This window comes from uncultured Bacteroides sp. (assembly GCF_947632445.1).
In the GTDB taxonomy this organism is placed as follows: domain Bacteria; phylum Bacteroidota; class Bacteroidia; order Bacteroidales; family Bacteroidaceae; genus Bacteroides.
In genome coordinates this window covers 24,194-43,855 of sequence record NZ_CANRPM010000020.1, presented here as the reverse complement: position 1 = coordinate 43,855, position 19,662 = coordinate 24,194, and the positions used below count along the sequence as shown (strand labels likewise).

The following is a 19,662-nucleotide window of genomic DNA, read 5'->3' as shown; positions in this document are numbered from 1 at the left end:
TGTGCGCTTAACGTACTTTGTTTCTGTCTTTTCCATAATGTTACTTTTTGTTGTAACGCTATTTCAGGACTAGACATTTTCACAATAAAAGAGGCCGGGTCCAAAAGAACATTTCGGGTTCGGCCTCTTTCCGTTTCTGCAAACAGGTCTGACGTGTATGCTGCCGGCCATAAAGTTATGGAAAAGGCCGGACCATCCGTCTTCGGATTTTTCAGTTGGCCTCCTATTGAAGAGCAATTACTTCGTCTTCTCGGGATAGCGCATGTTGGCGGCGGTCATGTGTTCCAACACCTCGCGCAAATACTTGTCCGCCTCCCAACGGGCCATAGGCAGGTCGTGGAGCAGCCAGTTACCGCAATCCTTCGGATCGGCGCCGGGCACTTCGCCGTCATATTGGGCGATGAAGTGGAACGTGTCCTGCATGAGTAGCAGGATGTCCTGCGGCTCCAGATTGCCGCGCATCAACAGGTAATTGCCCGTCAGGCAGCCCATGGGGCCCCAGTAGATGACGCGGTCTTTCCACTGCGGCTCGTTGCGCAGGTAGGTGGCGGCCAAGTGCTCTATGGTGTGCAGCGCACCTTGTCCGAGAGCCGGCTCGCGGTTGGGTTCCTTCATACGGATGTCAAAGGTAGTGATAATTTCACCGTTTACTTCGTCCTTGCGCGAGACGTAAATACCGCGCAGCAGGCGTAGGTGGTCGATGGTAAAACTGGGAATTTTGTCCATATTATAATGATTTTTGCAAGATTTCTGTTTTCATATTCCTCCGAGGCTTTCCAAGAACGCCCATGTCGTCCGAAACGACCGCTCGGCCATCGTGCTCCAGAAGTCGCAGTACTGGGCGAAGTTGTCGTCGTGCGCCCCCGGCGTATCGCTGACAATGCGGAAGCTGAGGAAGGGTACGCCGTAGATGAAGCATGTCTGAGCGATGGCGGCGGACTCCATGTCGACGGCCATTCCTTCGGGGAAATGGCGTCTGATGGAGGCCAGCTCGTCGGCGTCCTCTACGAAGCGGTCGCCCGTGCAGATAAGTCCGGCGTGGATGCGGCTCTCCAGTCCGGCGCCTTCGTTCAGGCCCAACGCATGGTGCAGCAGTTCGGGCGAGGCTTCGTAATAGAGAGGCATGCCTTGTACCTGGCCGTAGCGGGTGCCGTCGTTGCCGCAATATACGTCGTGATAGACCAAACGGTCGCTGGCCACCACGTCGCCCACGCGCAGGCAGGCGGCGATACCTCCTGCCACACCGGTGCTGACAATACACTGCGGCCGGTTGCGGCGGATGAATTCGGCGGCTCCTACAGCCGCGTTCACCTTGCCGATGCCACACTGGGTAAGCACGATGTCGTTGCGGCCCAAGCGGCCTTCCACGTAGCGAAAACGGTCTTCGCCGCTCTCCTTCTTCTGCGACAGACGGTTCGCCAACTGGCGATGCTCGCTGTCCATTGCGCTGATGATGCCTATCTTCATTGCGGACTGATGCTTAAAAACGTGTGCAAATGTACGACATTTTCCCGAAATACGTCGCCGGTAGCGCGGAAAATGGGAGGAATGTACTATCTTTGTCCCCATAACCAAGACATATTCCAAATGATGACACTGAAAAGAATACTTCCCGACTTAGTGGCGATTATCCTGTTCGCCCTGCTTTCCCTCGCCTACTTCTTCCCGGCTGACATCGAAGGTCGTGTGCTCTTCCAGCACGATACGGCGGCAGGTGTAGGCATCGGGCAGGAAGCCAGGGAATACTATGAGCAGACGGGCGAACGTACCCGCTGGACCAACTCCGCATTCGGCGGTATGCCTACCTATCAGATTTCGCCGTCATATGACTCCAACCGGCCGTTGCAATGGGTACAGAAAGCCTACCAACTGTTCCTGCCGCCATACGTGCAACTGACGTTCATCCTTATGCTGGGATTTTATATTTTATTACGGGCTTTCGGCCTGTCGGTGTGGCTGTCCGCCTTGGGGGGCATCCTATGGGCATTCTCGTCCTACTTCTTCATCCTTATCTCGGCGGGACACATCTGGAAGTTCATCACCCTGGCCTACATTCCTCCCACACTGGCAGGCATCGTGCTGGCCTATCGCGGACACCTGCTGGCGGGCGGAGTGACAGCCGCGCTGTTCGTAGCCTTGCAGATTGCGTCGAACCATGTACAGATGTCCTACTACTTCCTGTTTGTCATCCTTTTCATCGCGGGTGCCTATTTCGAACAGGCATGGCGTGAGAAGACGCTTCCGCAATTCTTCCGGGCCAGTGCCGTATTGATGATAGCGGCCCTTATTGGTGTAGCGGCCAACCTGTCGAACCTCTATCACACCTATACTTACAGCAAGGAAACCATGCGCGGCAAAAGCGAGCTGGTGCAGACAGGCGAAGCGGCCAAGCAGACCAGTAGCGGATTGGACCGCGACTACATCACGCAGTGGAGCTACGGCATCGGCGAGACATGGACGCTGCTTGTGCCTAACTTCAAAGGCGGTGCTTCCGTTCCCTTGAGCCAGAGCGAGACAGCCATGGAGAAAGCCAACCCTATGTACGGTAGCCTCTACAGCCAACTGACGCAATACTTCGGCGACCAACCCATGACGGCAGGCCCCGTCTACGTGGGCGCTTTCGTGCTGTTCCTCTTCCTGCTGGGTTGCTTCATCGTCAAAGGGCCGTTGAAGTGGGGTCTTATCGGCGCCACACTGTTCTCTATCGTACTGTCGTGGGGCAAAAACTTCATGCCACTGACCGATTTCTTCATCGACTACGTGCCAATGTACAACAAGTTCCGCGCCGTATCGTCCATTCTCGTCATCGCCGAGTTCACCATTCCCCTGCTGGCCATCTTCGCGCTGAAGAAGATATTGGAGGAACCCCAGGTGCTGCGTAACAAGGTGGCGTTAGGCGTCAGCTCCGTCCTGTCCTTAGGCGTGTCGCTGCTACTGTGGATGTCGCCGGACAGCCTGAGTTCGGGCTTCATCCCGGCACAAGAAGCGCAGATGTTGCAACAGGCTGTGGGCGGAGGCATGATTCCTGCCGGCGAACTGAACAGTATCCTTGCCAATCTGGGCGAGATGCGTGCCGCATTGGTCAGTAGCGATGCCATGCGCAGTTTCTTCATCGTTGTCATCGGCCTCATGCTGCTGTGGCTCTATGCGTCCGGCAAGCTGCGCCGTTCGTTCACTGTAGGCGGCATCGCCGTGCTGTGTCTGATAGACCTGTGGGGCGTGAACAAGCGCTACCTGAACGACAGCCAGTTCGTGTCGAAGAGCATCCAGACCACCACTTTCAATAAGACGCCTGCCGACGAGTTGATTTTGCAGGACACAGCCTTAGACTACCGCGTGCTGAATTTGGCAACGAATACCTTCAACGAAAACAACACGTCCTATTGGCATAAGAGCGTGGGCGGCTACCACCCCGCCAAGTTACGTCGTTACCAGGAGATGATTGAGCACCATATTGCTCCACAGATGCAGGCAGCCTATTCCGAGATTGCCCGTGCAGGCGGCGAGATGGACAGTGTGGACGCCTCGAAGTTCCGGGTGCTGAACATGCTGAACACCCGCTACTTCATCCTGCCCGCCGGAAAGCAGGGGCAGACCGTGCCTATTCTGAACCCCTACGCCTACGGCAACGCCTGGTTTGTCGGCCAAGTGGAGTACGTAAACAATGCCAACGAGGAAATCGACGCACTGAACACTATCGACCCCGCCATGACAGCCGTAGTGGACGCCCGCTTCAAAGAGGTTCTGAAAGGCCTGACCGAAAGCCATCGAGACAGCCTCTCCACCATCCGCCTGACCAGCTATGCACCCAACCGCCTGGTGTATGAGACTGACAACAGCGGCGATGCCGTAGCCGTGTTCTCCGAGATCTATTATCCCGACGGCTGGCAGGTGACCATCGACGGACAGCCCGCAATGCTGGGTCGTGCCGACTATATCCTACGTGCCTTTCACATCCCCTCAGGGAAACACATAGTAGAGATGCGTTTCGACCCACAGAGCCTGCACGTTACTGAAGGCATCGCCTATGCGGTCTTGGCTTTGATGGTCATCGGAGTGATGGCAATCGTATGGAAACACAACGCTAAAAAGAGACAGAAGGAATACGTGAGTTCAATATAAAAATAAATATATTCATCTGATTAATAGAAATATAACTATAAAAGCATTAAATTTATAGTGGCAAGTTATCACAATTAAACGATTGTCACTATGTTTTCAGAGTCTGAAGTTATAGGGATTTATTGGGAATAAATATCGAACGACCATAAAAAAGGGAGGACAACAAACATCCTCCCTTTTTATCAGCTATCTTGTCTTTATAGCTCCCAAATCGCTTTGAAAATAATCCGGGGAGGGGCTCAAAATAGTCCTGTCACACTAAATATCAGATTATCAATAAAATAGTGCGACACCTTAGTACCTTTGGTAAACATTTCCGTGAAAAAATAAAAAATACCTTTCCTTTAAAGGCAGCCTATTTTTTATTTTATTTCAAAAAAGTTTGCACAGTCCTGTCACTGTCGCAGCAACCGACTGTATATCAATAAATTGGTGTGACAGGACTGTTTTATTCGTGCCAAAACCCCGTTTTTCTTCCTCTTTTTTTCACGGGCAGATTTTTTCCGTCCTGACGCCATGCTTGCTGACCCCCTGACGAAGTGCTTCGTCACCTCCCCAGAAAGCACTGCATGACACCCTCACGCAGCACTGCGTCGGGACTTCAGGAAGTGCTGCATGGCAGCGGAAGGAAATAGACGTTTCATTGCCGATTCATTGTCAGCTATCGCGGCCTGTTGTTACTTTGAAAAGAAACCCGCCATTGAAGTGAACTTTATCAATGACGGGCAACCGGCTATCTTTTGATTTTATGTCGAACTCACGTAAAGAATAAAGAAAACCAATTTTACCGATAACATCAAGTTATCCCAGTAACCGTTTGCTTAAATAACGCACCGGATACCATACAGAAAGGGAACTCACGACAAGCACCGTCGCAAACACAAGCACGACGTCCGACACATGAACACTGACAGGATAAGCGGCAACGACAAAGTCGCCGTTGCCTCCGCCTAAGGAGATAAATCCGAAGGTACGTTGGCCCCAGCACAACAGCAACCCGGCAATAATACCGGTAACCGCTCCGAAAAGGGAAATCAACCGGCCTTCAAACAAAAAGATACGGACGATGAGCGGATCGTCGGCTCCAAGATTGCGCAACGTCAGTACATCCTCCCGTTTATCCAAAATAAGCATGGAGAGGGAACCAATCACATTGAAACACGAAACAGCCAAAATGAACGTAAGGAAAAGATAGGAAATGAATTTCTCTATTTCCATGATACGGAAGACATCGGCCTGCTGTTCGTAGCGGTTCTGCACGACAAACTGTTCACCCAGCAGAGAAACAATCTGCCTCCGAACAGCTTCCGTATCAGCATCAGGCTTCAGCTTCAACTCGATAGCAGAAACCTCGCGCCCGTAACCGAAGAGGCGGCGGGCAAAGTCCAACGAGGTAACAATATAGTTGGAGTCGTATTTCTCCTGATTGACCACAAATACAGCCCCTGGAGAGAACAGGTATTCACGGTTGAAGGCAGCCGAAGGATTGGCTAAATTGACCCGCACGTTGCGACGCGGGGCATAGACTTGCAAAGGATCGACAAACTGGATGCCCGTGCCCAGCCGTGACATCAACTCGATGCCCAAGAAACCGTAGTCCACGATATTATCTTTCAGAATGAACTGCCCCGTGCCGTAGAGCAGGCTGTCAATGGAGGTCAGTTGTTTGAAATTGTCTTCTACCCCCTTAATGACAGCCATCACCTGACGGTCCTTGTACTGCACCATGGCATTCTCCTCGAGCGTCTCAGTCCAAACTTCTATTTCAGGCAGATCACGAACTTGCCGAAAGACAGGCTCGTCGGGCATGAACACCTTCCCCTCGCAAACAGTAATCTTCAACTGAGGATCGAAGGCTGTAAAGAAACCGGCCACCATGTCCTGGAAACCGTTGAACACCGACAGGGTACATACCATAGCCAGTGTGGCCAGCGCCACCCCGCACACCGAAATGCCGGAAATGATGTTGACCGCATTGTGCTTCTTCTTAGAGAACAGGTAACGGCGGGCTATGTAGAAGGATAGATTCAAGGCACAGCCTTATTTAAGCAATTCATCAATGCGTTCCAGATAGTCCAGCGAATCGTCCAGAAAGAACTTCAGCTCGGGAATGATACGAAGCTGGAAGCGTACACGGGTACCCAGTTCATAACGGATGGACTTCATGTTGGCGTTGACATTCTTGATGAGTTCCTCGCCTTTCTCTGAAGGAAAGATACTGAGGTAGACACGGGCAATGCTCATATCGGGACTGATGCGCACGGCACTGACCGAAACCAGCACGCCGTGCATGCTCTTGGTCTGCAATAGGAAAATGTCGCCCAATTCCTTTTGGAGCAGACGGGCTATCTTGTTCTGACGGGTTGTTTCCATATATAAAGCGTAGTTAATGATTAATGGTTAATTCAACTCTCGGGATCTTCCGAATAAGGGTCAATCCGTCTCGCAGGGGAAGGATGACCTTTTCCACCCGACGGTCACGAGCCACGAAATCGTTGAACTCCTTGATGCGGATGGTCTGCAAGTCCGAACCATGGGGATGTTCCTCCAGCACGTGACCATCCCACAGCGTATTGTCGGCAATGATGTATCCACCGTCGGCCAGGCAAGCAAGCGCCATCTCGTAGTAGTCCAAATACTTGCGCTTGTCTGCATCTATAAAGACAAGGTCGAACGTCAGCCCCAGCTGCGGTACCCGTTCCAACGCATCGCCGATATAAAAGCGGATTTTGTCGGCATACGGAGAACCTTCGAGCCAGGGACGGGTGAAGTCTTCCTGCTCGTCGTTGATCTCGAAGGTATGCAGCATGGCTCCTTCGGGTAATCCTTCAGCCATACAGAGGGCTGAATAGCCGCTGTAAGTCCCTATCTCAAGCATCTGATGCGGTTGTATCATCCGCACGAACATCTTCAACATTCGTCCTTGCAGGTGGCCTGAGACCATGCGTGGATACAGAAGTTTGAGGTTCGTGTCACGATAAAGGGCCTGAAGATAGTCACTTTCCGGGTCGATGTGCTGCAATATGTATTCGTCCAAATCCAATTTTCAATTAATTTATAAGTATCGGTTGCTGTTAGGCAACACGCTATCTTCGGCATGCTTCAAGGCATCTTCCACCACGTTGATTTCAAGAAACGAGGTCTGTGTACCTTCCTTGCCGCTACTCAAATAGCCCACCATATCGGTAGGTTGCAGCTTACCGTCTTTCAGCAGACGGCGCAGAGCGGCAAAGTAATACTCCTGTCCGTTGGCCAGCTCGGGCATGTAGATGGCTTCCACACCGTAGGAGAGAGCCAGGTGGCGCATGGTTTTCTCCTTGTAGCAAATGGCCAGTACGGGATACTTGCCGCGAAAGGCAGCCAGATTGCGTGCCGTGCGACCGCTGTAGCTGTCGGTAATGATAGCACGTATTTTCAGTTTTGTAGTGGCCTTTACAGCCTGTTTGGCTAAGAAAGCCGTCACGTCGTTGCTGTTCTCGTCCAACGGAATGCGGATGTCGTTCTCGGCCAACTTGTCCTTCTCGGCCTGTGCGGCTATCTTGGTCATGGTCTTTACGGCCTCTACCGGATATTTGCCGTAGGCCGTTTCGCCACTGAGCATCAGGGCATCGGTACGGTAGTAGATAGCGTTGGCGATGTCGGTTACCTCGGCACGAGTAGGACGGGGATTGTTGATCATGGTGTGCAACATCTGCGTAGCCACAATTACCGGTTTCTTGGCCAAGATGCACTTGCGGATGAGCAGACGCTGAATACCGGGAATGCGTTCCTGCGCCACCTCAATACCCAGATCACCACGGGCCACCATGATACCGTCGGCCACTTCCAGAATTTCGTCGATGTTGTCCACACCCTCCTCATTCTCTATCTTGGCAATGATGCGGATGTCGCTATGATGTTCGTCCAATATGGCTTTAATGGCAAGGATATCCTGCTTGTTGCGCACAAAAGAATGGGCAATGAAATCAATGTTCTTCTCAATAGCATACAAAATGTTATTACGGTCTTTCTCGGTCAACGACGGCAGATTGATGCGTACACCCGGCACGTTCACACTCTTACGGTTGCCCACTGTAGCCTCATTCTGCACTTCGCAGTAGAGATAGTTGTCATCCTTCTCGGCCACAATCAATTCCAAATCGCCGTCATCAATCAGAATATGTCCACCGACATTCACGTCGTTCACAAAACGGGAATAAGAGACGGAGATGCATTCGCGTGTAGTCGGCTGTTCGGGATTGCCTGCCACCTTCACTTTGTCGCCTACCTTGAACGGGATGGGGTCGCTCGCTAAAGGTGTAGTACGCACCTCGGGGCCTTTTGTATCCATCAATATAGCGATCCGGTTGGAGACCGTACGTACGTTGGCTATCAATTTCTCCAAACTTTCGCGTCCGGCATGGGCGGTATTCATACGAACCACGTTCATGCCCGCCTCAAACAGTTCTCTGATAAAGTCAACCTCACAATGCTGGTCAGAAATCGTTGCAACAATCTTCGTTTGTTTTAATAACATAATACCTTATTATATTTATATACCTTTTTGTCTAACGACATCCGACAAAGCTTCCAACGCCAACCGATAGGAGTTCAAACCGAACCCACAGATAACTCCCAGACAAGCACATGTAATCATTGAAACATGGCGGAATGGCTCACGAGCATGCACATTGGATATATGAACCTCCACAACCGGTGACTTCACAGCACGAATAGCATCCTGCAACGCAATAGAAGTATGTGTATAAGCTCCTGCATTCAGAATGATACCGTCGGCTTCGAACCCCACCTGCTGTATCTTGTCAATCAACTCCCCCTCAATATTAGACTGATAGTAATCAATCCGCACTTCGGGATACTTCGCACGCAATTCAGCCAAATAGTCTTCAAAAGAAACGCTCCCATAAATGGAAGGTTCACGTTTACCCAACAGATTTATATTGGGACCATTTATTATTTGTATCCACATAATGTAGTTTATTTATCTTTAATTTCGAACAATAGATGCAACTCGACAATGTCCTTCCTAAAGCAAACTTTTGTTTTGCCATTGTGCTCGCCTTTCACTATCTTTGCCGGCCAAAGGACATTTATTTAAGATGCAAAGGTAGAAAAAAGAAATGAAAACAGAAGAAAAATTGAGGAATAAGGGGAAACAAGCACTGATTGTCAGGAAATACCAGCAATACCTGAAATTGGGAAAAGCCCTTTCCCCCAATACACTCGATGCCTATCTGGCCGACTTGGACAAGCTGTTACATTTCCTTGAGGGCGAAGGGATAGCTATCTTAGACGTCACCCTCAACGACCTGCAACGTTTCAGTGCCGGCCTGCACGACATCGGCATACATCCGCGCTCACAGGCTCGAATACTGTCCGGGATCAAGTCGTTCTTTCATTTTCTCGTAATGGCAGATTATCTCGAAGGTGATCCAAGCGAACTGCTTGAAGGCCCCAAAATCGGGTTTAAGTTGCCTGAAGTACTCACCGTAGCAGAAATCGACACGATCATCTCCACCGTGGATCTGAGCAAACCCGAAGGACAACGCAATCGAGCCATCCTTGAGACACTGTACAGCTGTGGGCTGCGTGTATCTGAACTTTGCGCTCTGAAGTTGTCCGATCTTTATTTCGAAGAAGGCTTCATCAAAGTGACCGGCAAAGGAAACAAACAAAGGCTTGTCCCCATCTCTCCCCGAGCTATCAAAGAAATCCGGTACTGGCTGAACGACCGCAACCATTGGAGGATCAAACCCGGATTTGAAGACTATGTGTTCCTGGCCCGATGGGGCAACGGAATATCACGTATCATGATTTTCCATCTCATCAAGGAACTTGCAGAAACAGCCGGCATTACCAAAAACATCAGTCCACATACGTTTCGGCATTCATTTGCGACCCATCTGCTGGAAGGCGGCGCCAACCTGCGAGCCATCCAATGTATGTTGGGACATGAAAGCATTGCTACCACAGAAATCTATACTCACATCGACCGCCACATGCTTCGCAGTGAGATTATAGAACACCATCCACGCAATATCAAGTACCGTAAAGAACAAGAAATTCATTAAATTATAATAAATATCCCTTTCCGATTAACAAAATGTAGAAAGATTTAATAACTTTGCGACGTTGTATCCTGTGTTGAGCAGAGTACGTAAATATATGAACATATAAAGAATAGGCAAATCAATTACAAACTATTAATTTATACCTAAAATGACTAAGAAACTGTATTTGCCATTATTAATGGCGTTAGTTGTTGCATTGTCATCATGCAGCAAGAAGATGGGCGAGCTGTCATCTGACTATTTCACGGTGACTCCGCAGGTATTGGAAGCCGTAGGTGGTAAGGTTCCCGCTACAATCAACGGTAAATTCCCTGAAAAGTACTTCAACAAGAAGGCTGTAGTAGAAGTAACTCCTGTTCTGAAGTGGGACGGTGGCGAAGCCAAAGGCCAGCCTACCGTATTCCAAGGTGAAAAGGTAGAAGGCAACGACCAGACAATCTCTTACAAGATGGGTGGCAGCTATACCATGAAGACTTCTTTCGACTATGTACCCGAAATGGCGAAGTCTGAACTGTATCTGGAATTTAAAGCCACTATTGGCAAAAAGACGGTTGAAATCCCTGCCGTAAAGATTGCTGACGGTGTAATTTCAACCTCCGAACTGGTTAAGCAAACCGCAGGAAGCGCTAACACTGCTACAGGTGAAGACGCATTCCAGCGCATCATCAAAGAAAAGTATGACGCTAACATCATGTTCTTGATTCAACAGGCTAATGTTCGTTCCAGCGAATTGAAGACAGCCAAAGCCTTCAACGAAGAGGTGAAGAACATCAACGATACCGAGAACAAGAAGATTTCGAACATCGAAGTTTCTGCATACGCTTCTCCCGATGGTGGTCTTGACCTGAACACGACATTGGCTGAAAACCGTCAGGACAACACAGCTAAGGTTATCAACAAAAACCTGAAGAAAGACAAACTGGAAGTTAACGTTGATACCAAATATACTGCTGAAGACTGGGAAGGCTTCCAGGAATTGGTTAGCAAGTCAAACATTCAGGACAAGGAACTTATTCTCCGCGTACTGTCTATGTACTCTGATCCTGAGCAAAGAGAGCAAGAAATCAAGAACATCTCTTCTGTTTATAAAACACTGGCTGACGAAATTCTGCCGCAACTGCGTCGTTCTCGCCTGACTCTGAACTACGAAATCATCGGTAAGTCTGACGAAGAAATCGCTAATCTGGCTGCTACAGACGCTAAGCAACTCAACATCGAAGAATTGCTGTACGCTGCTACACTGACTGACGATGCCGCTAAGCAAGAAGACATCTATACCAAGGCTACTCAGATCTATCCTGAAGACTACCGTGCATATAATAACCTTGGCGAATTGGCTTATGAAGCTGGCAATTTGGACAAGGCTGAAAGTTACCTGAAGAAGTCTCTGTCTATCAAAAACTCTGCCGAATCCAACATGAACATGGGTCTTATCGCATTGGTTAAGGGCGATAAAGCTACTGCCGAAACTTACTTAGCTAAAGCATCTGGAGCTCCTGAACTGAACGAAGCACTGGGTAACCTGTACGTAGCACAAGGCCAATATGAAAAGGCTGTCAACGCATTCGGTGATACCAAGACAAACAGTGCTGCTTTGGCTCAGATTCTGGCTAAGGACTACAATAAGGCTAAGACTACGTTGGCTGATATTGCAAAACCCGACGCTTACACAAGCTATCTGAGCGCTGTATTGGGTGCAAGAACCAACAACGATTCAATGGTTATCAGCAGCCTGAAGGCAGCTGTAGCTAAGGACGCCACACTGGGCAAGAAAGCTGCTACCGACTTGGAATTTGCCAAGTATTATACAAATGCAGACTTTATGAGCATCGCAAAATAATAAAGCATCCATACATAAAAAATGTCCGGCATAGAAATATGTCGGACATTTTTTTTAATTCACGCCAAAAAGAATTACATTCGCAGCCGAAGTTATAGACAAGACAAGCAATGAAGAAACGATATCCACTACTATTTCTGGCAGCATGGTTGCTAACCGCTTGCAGCAACCACGAAAAGAACTTTGTCAGCATCAGTGGAGTCATCAAGGGTCTGGGGAATGACACTCTATATGTATATGGTACAGACAGATTGTATAACCGCTTAGACACACTGACCGTCAAAGATGACAAATTCTCGACCACGCTGGAAATAGATACATTGATTTCAGCTTGGCTCCAGTTCTCTGATGGGACAGAAATACCCATTTACATGGACAAAGGAGACAACATTGAAATCAACGGATCGGCCACTTGTCTGGACTCGCTCGACATCAAAGGAAACACTGCAAACGAAAAGTTGTCACTCTTCCGCCAAAAGATAGAACGAGACACTACCCTCACAGCTCAAGCACTCGAAGATTCAGCCAAAATCTTCATCCAAAACAATCTGACCTCACCGGCATCGCTATATGCATTAGACAAATACCTGGTACAAAATCCATTACCCGACTTACCGGAAATCAAGAAGCTGATAGAAGGAATGACCGGCGAACTTAAGGAATACCTCTATGTGGAAAACCTTCTGAAACAAATAGAAACATCGGAAAAGGCAAAGTTAGGAAAGATAGCTCCCTATTTCCAACTTCCCGATAGTGAAGGCAAAGAACTTAAACGAACGGATTTCAACGACAAATACTTGTTGCTACATTTCTGGGCATCATGGGACGAAAAGTCCCAAGAAAGCAATCGGATGCTACGCAAAATCTATAAGGGCAAGAAAAACCGTAAGGATTTTGAGATACTTGGTATTTCGCTCGATACAGATAAAGCTTTGTGGAAAGAAGCCATTGAGAACGACACACTGATATGGAAACAGGCCTGTGATTGCAAGGGCTGGAACAGCGATATTATCGAACAGTTCGACATTCGGGCGTTACCCACTAATATTCTGCTCACTCCGACAGGCAAAATCGAAGGACGAGATCTGAGTCCAAAGCAGCTGGAAGAGAAATTGAAAGAAATCACCAAAGAGAAAAAACAAACTAAAAAAATAATCCCGTGCTTGTTAAAGTTTTCGCAGCGACTGTCCAAGGAATAGACGCCACACTCATCACCATCGAAGTCAATAGTACACGCGGTTGCATGTTCTACCTCGTAGGATTGCCCGACTCGGCTGTCAAAGAAAGCCATCAGCGCATTATCTCCGCCCTGCAGGTGAACGGCTACAAGATGCCTACGAGCAACATCGTCATCAATATGGCCCCCGCCGACATTCGCAAAGAAGGTTCGGCCTACGACCTGCCGCTGGCCATAGGCATACTGGCCGCTAACAAAACCATCCACTCCGATAAATTGGACCGCTACTTACTGATGGGCGAACTGAGCCTTGACGGCAGCCTGCAACCTATCAAGGGCGCCCTGCCCATCGCCATCAAAGCTCGCGAGCTGGGCTTCGAAGGCATGATACTGCCCCAGCAAAATGCCCGTGAAGCAGCCGTCGTGAACAATCTGACTGTCTACGGCGTGGAAAACATCCAGAATGTAGTCGAATTCTTCAACGGCAATCAGGAGCTGACACCTACCGTAGTCAACACCCGAGAGGAGTTTTATGCCAAACAGAATACGTTCGACCTCGACTTCGCCGACGTCAAGGGACAGGAAAACGTGAAACGCGCTCTCGAAGTAGCGGCAGCCGGAGGCCATAACGTGCTGCTCATCGGCTCGCCCGGCAGTGGCAAGTCTATGCTGGCCAAACGTCTGCCCTCTATCCTGCCGCCCCTATCTTTAGGCGAAAGCCTCGAGACGACCAAGATACACTCTGTAGCCGGCAAACTCGGCAAGGACGGCGGACTCATCTCCACCCGTCCCTTTCGCGACCCACACCACACCATCTCCAACGTCGCCATGACCGGCGGCGGCAGCTTTCCCCAACCGGGCGAAATCAGTCTGGCCCACAACGGCGTCCTCTTCCTGGACGAGTTGCCCGAATTCAGCCGCAATGTACTCGAAGTGCTCCGTCAGCCGTTAGAAGACCGTAAGATCAGCATCTCACGTGTGGCGGGCAACGTAGAATATCCCGCCAGCTTCATGCTTGTGGCCAGCATGAACCCCTGCCCGTGCGGCTATTACAACCACCCTACGAAGCCCTGCGTATGCAGCCCCGGCCAAGTACAAAAGTACCTGAACCGCATCTCCGGCCCTCTGCTCGACCGCATTGACCTGCAAATTGAGGTGACACCCGTCCCCTTCGAAAAAATGTCCGACGTCCGTCCCAGCGAACCGAGTGCCGTTATCCGCGAACGCGTGGTACGAGCCCGCCAATTACAACAGCATCGCTATGAACAAGTGTCCGGTGTCTACTGTAACGCACAGATGAACAGCAAGCTATTATCCCTCTACGCACGCCCCGACGAGCGTGGCCTTGCCTTGCTGAAGGGCGCCATGACACGCCTCAATCTTTCGGCCCGTGCCTATGACCGCATCCTGAAAGTAGCCCGCACCATTGCCGACTTGGAAGGTAGCGAGTCCATCCAGTCCGCCCACTTAGCCGAAGCCATCGGTTACCGTAACTTGGATCGCGAGGACTGGGCAGGATAAGTAACTAATGTGAGTTCGATATAAGAATGAATATATTCATCTGATTAATAGGGATATAGCTATAAAAACATTAAATTTATAGTGTCAAGGTATCACATTAAAACGATTGTCACTATGTTTTCGGAGTCTGAAGTTATAGAGATTTATTGAGAATAAATATCGGATGACCATAAAAAAGGGAGGACAACAAACATCCTCCCTTTTTATCAGCTATCTTATCTATGAAAGCTCCCAAATCACTTTGAAAATAATCCGGGAGGGGCTCAAAATAGTCCTGTCACACCAAGTAGCAGATTATCAATAAATTAGTGCGACACCTTAGTACCTTTGGTAAACATTTCCGTGAAAAAATAAAAAATACCTTTCCTTTAAAGGCAGCCTATTTTTTATTTTATTCCAAAAAAGTTTGCACAGCCCTGTTACGTGTCGCAACAACCGACTGTATATCAATAAATTGGTGTGACAGGACTGTTTTATTCGTGCCAAAACCCCGTTTTTCTTCCGTCTCTTTTCACGGGCAATTCATTCCGTCCTGACGTCGTGCTTGCTGACCCTCTGACGAAGTGCTTCGTCACCTCCCCAGAAAGCACTGCATGACACCCTCACGAAGCACTGCGTCGGGACTTCAGGAAGTGCTGCGTGACAGCGGAAGGAAATAGACATTCATTGCCGATTCATTGTCAGCTATCGCAGCCTGTTGTTGCTTTGAACCCAAATCGGGAGATTACGAATAGTTTTTCAGCATTTCCTCAATGATCTCTCTACATTCTTGGCGCACCCACTCTGGAGAAAGCACTTCTATCTCTGCACCGTGAGAAAGCACTTCTTGAAAGAAATCATACGTAGGATACAACCGGTAAGTAAAGACGGAATAGTCCGGCAGCCTCTCCGTTTCTTCCTGCGAAGCATGCAATGGCAACAGGCGTAGGTATTTGCGCTTGTTGTTCCGGTCTGTCACCTTGATGCGTATGGTTTCCACATCCAGCTCGTCGGGTGTCACCATGATGCCATAGCTATTACCAAAATAAGCTTCCGCATCAAAGCTGTCGGGAAAGGCAAATACCACATCCGTCTTTTCCATTTGCAGAATGCGATCGAGGGCGTAGATATAGATGTTGTCCTTTTCCGGACTGTGAGCCACCATGTACCATCGCTGTTTAAAAACCTTGACACAATAAGGCTCCGCCAAGAATGTAATCGGGAGGCTGTGGTTAAAGCCTTGATAAGTCAGTCGAAGGGTTCTGCTCTCCTGCATGGCATTGATGATACGCATCAACGATTCATTGCCTGATGGGATCCGTTCAAACAAAATCCTTCTCTTCAACTTACGACTTTCCAAAATACTGTTGTTCACGGAAAACGAACTGAGCAGCCAGCTCTTCACCTTGTCTTTCCGCAAACTTTCTGCATCGCACAACTTGTATTTATATCCGTCCGAGGCATCGCACAGGATGTTGATATCGAATGTCTCTTCTATCGCATTCCGATAATCATCGAATGTCCGCTTGGGAATAGTGGTGCCTTCATCATTCAGTACGCTATGCTCCCATTCCTTTACCAAATCCTTGTAAGAAATACCTCCGGTTATGTAGAGTTTGTTCAATATCCAGAGGTGCTTTTTCAACATGTCTTTAGCCATAACTCTGTTCCAATTTTTTCAGGACTTATCTCTTTGTTCACAATCTTCATGACCGTACTCCAGTTTCACACTCACATAGAAATCATCCATACGCAACAAATCGGGGATGGAGTAAGGCAGATGTGTGCAAACGGCATGCACGGCATAACATACACAAATATCCTTAAATGCTTCATGGTGCAGATATATTCCATCCGCCCAAGTCGTACCGTCATCCATCGTATCGGCATTCCCACTCAAAGCCTCTTTCTCTCCGAAACACAAAGGACTGACTCCATTTGTCAGATTGGTGGCATTGGGAGTCCTTGTTAGCAGTTCAGAAATGAGATGCAGCATATAGCTGAAGTCGGAACCGTAGTAGTCATCGTTCTGCATCTTTATCACTGCGTCTTCATCCCCCCAAGTGAAAGTCAGGCTTTTTTCTATGTCATACAGCATCAAATCCTTCTCCCGATATGGTGAATGGAAAAACATTTGGATCATATTTCTCTCCTGCTTCGTAGCCTCTTGGGTAAGACGCAGCAGGCGATCGTTTTGATGCTTGAACCGTTCCATCTCTTCCGGAGTATGCGGCATCATTTCATCTAAAATGAAACTGCGCATAAGTACAAGGTTTTCTATATCATCAGTTTCTTTCTGGCTGAAAAGGTCGAATAAATAGAGATTTTTCTCATTTCCGGCAATGCCTTTAATCATACGCTCCACTTCCAGCAGGGCACGACGTTTCTCCTCTACGCCGATTCCGCTACGGATGTAGTCACATATTTCCCCTGGGTCACAATCTTCTTCCAACGAATCCCTTAACATTTCATCAAAAGTTTTCATAAGCATATTCTTTTTATTAAATGGATGTATTCTCTTCTTGCGGAGTGAGCCGCACTTCTTCTTCCACAACTAAATCAACTCCTCCGATTGCACAAGAATATCATTCAGCTCTTTAAACAATTCTTCCATGTTCCTGGCAGGGTTCATCACCTTCCTGTACTTTCGAGTTATACTCTGTCTAAGTCTCAGTTGAATCACCCGTTTCTGTAAATCAGCACACAGGCTGATCGCTTCTACATGTTTCATATCCATGTTTTAAGTTTACGAAAGCAAAGAGAGGGAAGGTACGCGAAAAAGCTGCAAAGACATGATTTTTTTGATTACTGTCCTTTCGCAATAAGGCTTATCCCGTTCGCACGCTTTGTGCGAACGGGACTGATTCGAACTACTTTTCACATGCTAAACTAGCTCTTTTAGTTTTTTATATTCAATATTGATTTTTTCTAATTTTGTTTCATTCAAGCTTATCTTAGACAGGACATCCTCAAGGGCTTTTTGTTTTTCTTCTTTAGAACCTTGCGCCTCTTCTGCCTGCCTGGTCAGGTCTTTCATCAAATTTTTTATGTTTTCTCCATGAAGCAATGACAAAAACTTACGTTTTTCCTGAGGGAATTTGTCTTTTATTTCATTCAAATCAATAGAAGAAAAATAGCGTTTTACTTCTTCGTGAGCCTCATCTCTACCTGTACTAAATAATGTAATGATCCCAGCTATCGGCAACACCGGCAACGCCAGCAGCATCCCAAAAGAGAAACCATCATCATCATCTTCTTCTTTTTCCTCAGACCAACAGGAAGTAGAAACACCAATATCAAACTGTTTTTTCTTCAACTCACGAATAAAACATTCAACGATTTCATCAGAATCATCCACGTATTCACCAAGTATATCAGTGATATCATCAGATAACTGATTAAGATTCTCATTCAACGATTTCCTGAGTTCCTTTGGTACATTCTCCTGCGCTCTAGGCAACTCTATATCCTCAAACCGTTCAATTCTATCGCTCAATTTCCGCTGAAGCTCCCCCCGCTTATAATTACCTATAATTCGGTTACATTCATCTTTTACGCCTTCTACCATATCTTGTAGGCGACGAAACAACTTTACCGATATTTCATCGAAAGCGTCGCTTAAATCTGACTCTGCAAATTCTATTTTACGTATAATCTTTTTTTCAGCTTTTTTCAGATTTTTGATACGCACTTCCAATTCATCATCAGGGATGCTCAATACCTCTTTTGATTGATTAAGCTTAAGCAACTCTTTTTTAATTGCATCAATGATATTCTTCGCACTCTGAAAAATAAGATTAATAGGTTTTTTGATAAGAATAGTTTCTTTTTGAGAGGCTATAATTTCACGGACTTTATTCTCTAATTCAGCAACATTGCTCTTCTCATATAATTGGGCTTGTGTTTGCAAGTAAAACTCATCACATGCTTTGTCGTAGTGGAATTTCAAATCTGCATCCGTTCTGATGTCGCTCAATGGCATTTTAGACAATAAGGCCAATTGAGCAGAAATAAGTATCGGTTCCAAATCGCTAAGCAATTCAGAAAGCGTATCCTCTTTATATTGATGTAAGGCTTTCTGAATTTCATCCGTCACAAATCCTTTTATTTGTTCCGGCGATTCGTTTCGTAATAATTGGATGTCGTATTTATTTACGGCAAGAATAATTTTACCAACCCCCACTCGTTTCACCTTGTCAAATAAAATATCCCGATCTGTCGCATCAAAAGCCCTACCGGCATAGAGCATCATCAAAACCACATCTGCTCGTTTCAAAAATTCTTTTGTACGTTCTTCACGCGAAATCACCGGATCATTGAACCCCGGAGTATCTACAATCTCAATCCCTTTAAGCCACTCTTCCGACAAATAGATTTTTACTGATTTTACAATGGGAACGTATCTTCCATCAGCCCCCACATATTCAATAAGATTATTAAAATCGTCATTCTGAGTTTTACCGAGAAGTGATGGAATCTGCGACTGAATGGGTGCTGATTTTTCATAAAGTTCTTTAGCGGCTTTTATGGAAGATTTTGTTTGTAAGTCCGTTTCTTTTTCTTCATCACGTTGCGCCAAATCTTTTAATTCATTCCATTCATCTTGAGAGTAAAATTCGGCTATGATTTCTTCTTTATCACCGTAAGTAATGACAGACAAGGCAGCAGTCATAGGTGTGGTGGCAGCCGGCAAAAAAGGCTTGCCAAAAAGAAATGAATTTAAGAATGTGGATTTTCCACATTTCATTTGTCCGATGACTCCAATTGTGAGTACATCATTTTTGATTTTGGAAAGAATTTCATTGTGAGTCTTTTCATCTAACCAACCAGCTTTCAAAGCAGCCTCGGCTAAGTCACACACCTTTCGTTTTTTCTCTTGATATTCCAAAAAGAGATTACTATCAGATTTCATATAATTATAACATTAGTATTTATATCCATTAATCCATTAA

General features: G+C 47.4%; 16 protein-coding genes and 1 pseudogene. 6 read left to right on the top strand and 11 right to left on the bottom strand.

Features of this window, described 5'->3' with window-relative positions; translation table 11 throughout:
• Nucleotides 1–237: 237 nt before the first annotated feature.
• Both Q0Z70_RS06060 and Q0Z70_RS06055 read right to left on the bottom strand, forming a co-directional pair.
• The gene (locus Q0Z70_RS06060) at nt 238–726 is read right to left on the bottom strand and encodes an S-ribosylhomocysteine lyase (protein ID WP_298073218.1); all 489 of its coding nucleotides are present in this window, start codon (nt 724–726) and stop codon (nt 238–240) included.
• Between the two features lie 30 nt (nt 727–756).
• Nucleotides 757–1,467, bottom strand: coding sequence for a 5'-methylthioadenosine/adenosylhomocysteine nucleosidase (locus Q0Z70_RS06055; protein ID WP_298073217.1), 711 nt, complete (start codon nt 1,465–1,467; stop codon nt 757–759).
• A 123-nt stretch (nt 1,468–1,590) separates the two neighbouring features.
• Here Q0Z70_RS06055 and Q0Z70_RS06050 point away from each other — a divergent pair, with 123 nt between their 5' ends.
• Both Q0Z70_RS06050 and Q0Z70_RS06045 read left to right on the top strand, forming a co-directional pair.
• Entirely contained in the window at nt 1,591–4,122 is a 2,532-nt protein-coding gene (locus tag Q0Z70_RS06050; RefSeq protein ID WP_298073220.1) for a YfhO family protein, read from the top strand.
• Nucleotides 4,123–4,761: 639 nt separating this feature from the next.
• Nucleotides 4,762–4,866, top strand: a pseudogene (locus tag Q0Z70_RS06045) (IS982 family transposase); the annotation flags it as partial.
• A gap of 57 nt (nt 4,867–4,923) precedes the next feature.
• Here the strand turns inward: Q0Z70_RS06045 and Q0Z70_RS06040 are convergent.
• From Q0Z70_RS06040 to aroQ, 5 genes are read right to left on the bottom strand one after another with little or no spacing between them, the layout of a single operon-like run.
• On the bottom strand, nt 4,924–6,153 hold the full coding sequence (locus Q0Z70_RS06040) for an FtsX-like permease family protein (RefSeq protein ID WP_298073216.1): 1,230 nt from the start codon (nt 6,151–6,153) through the stop codon (nt 4,924–4,926).
• Nucleotides 6,154–6,162: 9 nt separating this feature from the next.
• A complete protein-coding gene (gene rbfA, locus Q0Z70_RS06035) occupies nt 6,163–6,495 on the bottom strand; it encodes a 30S ribosome-binding factor RbfA (RefSeq protein ID WP_298073215.1) in 333 nt (110 codons plus the stop codon).
• 13 nt (nt 6,496–6,508) lie between these two features.
• A complete protein-coding gene (locus Q0Z70_RS06030) occupies nt 6,509–7,165 on the bottom strand; it encodes a class I SAM-dependent methyltransferase (protein ID WP_298073214.1) in 657 nt (218 codons plus the stop codon).
• A 12-nt stretch (nt 7,166–7,177) separates the two neighbouring features.
• Entirely contained in the window at nt 7,178–8,638 is a 1,461-nt protein-coding gene (gene pyk, locus Q0Z70_RS06025) for a pyruvate kinase (protein WP_298073213.1), read from the bottom strand.
• Nucleotides 8,639–8,653: 15 nt separating this feature from the next.
• Nucleotides 8,654–9,091: a type II 3-dehydroquinate dehydratase gene (aroQ, locus tag Q0Z70_RS06020; RefSeq protein ID WP_298073212.1), complete on the bottom strand. Its 438-nt coding sequence runs from the start codon at nt 9,089–9,091 to the stop codon at nt 8,654–8,656.
• Between the two features lie 151 nt (nt 9,092–9,242).
• On the opposite strand from aroQ, the gene xerD reads away from it, so the two are divergent.
• From xerD to Q0Z70_RS06000, 4 genes are all read left to right on the top strand, one after another.
• On the top strand, nt 9,243–10,193 hold the full coding sequence (gene xerD, locus Q0Z70_RS06015; protein WP_298073211.1) for a site-specific tyrosine recombinase XerD: 951 nt from the start codon (nt 9,243–9,245) through the stop codon (nt 10,191–10,193).
• Between the two features lie 148 nt (nt 10,194–10,341).
• A complete protein-coding gene (locus tag Q0Z70_RS06010; RefSeq protein WP_298073210.1) occupies nt 10,342–12,033 on the top strand; it encodes a tetratricopeptide repeat protein in 1,692 nt (563 codons plus the stop codon).
• Nucleotides 12,034–12,143: 110 nt separating this feature from the next.
• Entirely contained in the window at nt 12,144–13,232 is a 1,089-nt protein-coding gene (locus Q0Z70_RS06005) for a thioredoxin-like domain-containing protein (protein ID WP_298073209.1), read from the top strand.
• The gene (locus tag Q0Z70_RS06000) at nt 13,193–14,731 is read left to right on the top strand and encodes a YifB family Mg chelatase-like AAA ATPase (protein WP_298073208.1); all 1,539 of its coding nucleotides are present in this window, start codon (nt 13,193–13,195) and stop codon (nt 14,729–14,731) included. Before Q0Z70_RS06005 ends, Q0Z70_RS06000 begins: the two co-directional genes overlap by 40 nt.
• Nucleotides 14,732–15,455: 724 nt before the next feature.
• Here the strand turns inward: Q0Z70_RS06000 and Q0Z70_RS05995 are convergent.
• From Q0Z70_RS05995 to Q0Z70_RS05980, 4 genes are all read right to left on the bottom strand, one after another.
• Nucleotides 15,456–16,370: a WYL domain-containing protein gene (locus tag Q0Z70_RS05995; RefSeq protein ID WP_298073207.1), complete on the bottom strand. Its 915-nt coding sequence runs from the start codon at nt 16,368–16,370 to the stop codon at nt 15,456–15,458.
• 18 nt (nt 16,371–16,388) lie between these two features.
• Nucleotides 16,389–17,195 (bottom strand): hypothetical protein, encoded by an 807-nt coding sequence (locus Q0Z70_RS05990; protein WP_298073206.1) that lies wholly within the window; start codon nt 17,193–17,195, stop codon nt 16,389–16,391.
• Nucleotides 17,196–17,264: 69 nt separating this feature from the next.
• Nucleotides 17,265–17,441 (bottom strand): hypothetical protein, encoded by a 177-nt coding sequence (locus Q0Z70_RS05985; protein WP_298073205.1) that lies wholly within the window; start codon nt 17,439–17,441, stop codon nt 17,265–17,267.
• A 153-nt stretch (nt 17,442–17,594) separates the two neighbouring features.
• The gene (locus tag Q0Z70_RS05980; protein WP_298073204.1) at nt 17,595–19,622 is read right to left on the bottom strand and encodes a dynamin family protein; all 2,028 of its coding nucleotides are present in this window, start codon (nt 19,620–19,622) and stop codon (nt 17,595–17,597) included.
• Between the last annotated feature and the right edge of the window lie 40 nt (nt 19,623–19,662).

Excerpts from the sequence above, each read along its gene's own strand:
- Q0Z70_RS06060 (WP_298073218.1), bottom strand. The coding sequence starts at position 726 with ATGGACAAAATTCCCAGTTTTACCATCGACCACCTACGCCTGCTGCGC.
- Q0Z70_RS06055 (WP_298073217.1), bottom strand. The coding sequence starts at position 1,467 with ATGAAGATAGGCATCATCAGCGCAATGGACAGCGAGCATCGCCAGTTG.
- Q0Z70_RS06050 (WP_298073220.1), top strand. The coding sequence starts at position 1,591 with ATGACACTGAAAAGAATACTTCCCGACTTAGTGGCGATTATCCTGTTC.
- rbfA (WP_298073215.1), bottom strand. The coding sequence starts at position 6,495 with ATGGAAACAACCCGTCAGAACAAGATAGCCCGTCTGCTCCAAAAGGAA.
- pyk (WP_298073213.1), bottom strand. The coding sequence starts at position 8,638 with ATGTTATTAAAACAAACGAAGATTGTTGCAACGATTTCTGACCAGCAT.
- aroQ (WP_298073212.1), bottom strand. The coding sequence starts at position 9,091 with ATGTGGATACAAATAATAAATGGTCCCAATATAAATCTGTTGGGTAAA.
- xerD (WP_298073211.1), top strand. The coding sequence starts at position 9,243 with ATGAAAACAGAAGAAAAATTGAGGAATAAGGGGAAACAAGCACTGATT.
- Q0Z70_RS06010 (WP_298073210.1), top strand. The coding sequence starts at position 10,342 with ATGACTAAGAAACTGTATTTGCCATTATTAATGGCGTTAGTTGTTGCA.
- Q0Z70_RS06005 (WP_298073209.1), top strand. The coding sequence starts at position 12,144 with ATGAAGAAACGATATCCACTACTATTTCTGGCAGCATGGTTGCTAACC.
- Q0Z70_RS05995 (WP_298073207.1), bottom strand. The coding sequence starts at position 16,370 with ATGGCTAAAGACATGTTGAAAAAGCACCTCTGGATATTGAACAAACTC.
- Q0Z70_RS05990 (WP_298073206.1), bottom strand. The coding sequence starts at position 17,195 with ATGAAAACTTTTGATGAAATGTTAAGGGATTCGTTGGAAGAAGATTGT.
- Q0Z70_RS05985 (WP_298073205.1), bottom strand. The coding sequence starts at position 17,441 with ATGAAACATGTAGAAGCGATCAGCCTGTGTGCTGATTTACAGAAACGG.
- Q0Z70_RS05980 (WP_298073204.1), bottom strand. The coding sequence starts at position 19,622 with ATGAAATCTGATAGTAATCTCTTTTTGGAATATCAAGAGAAAAAACGA.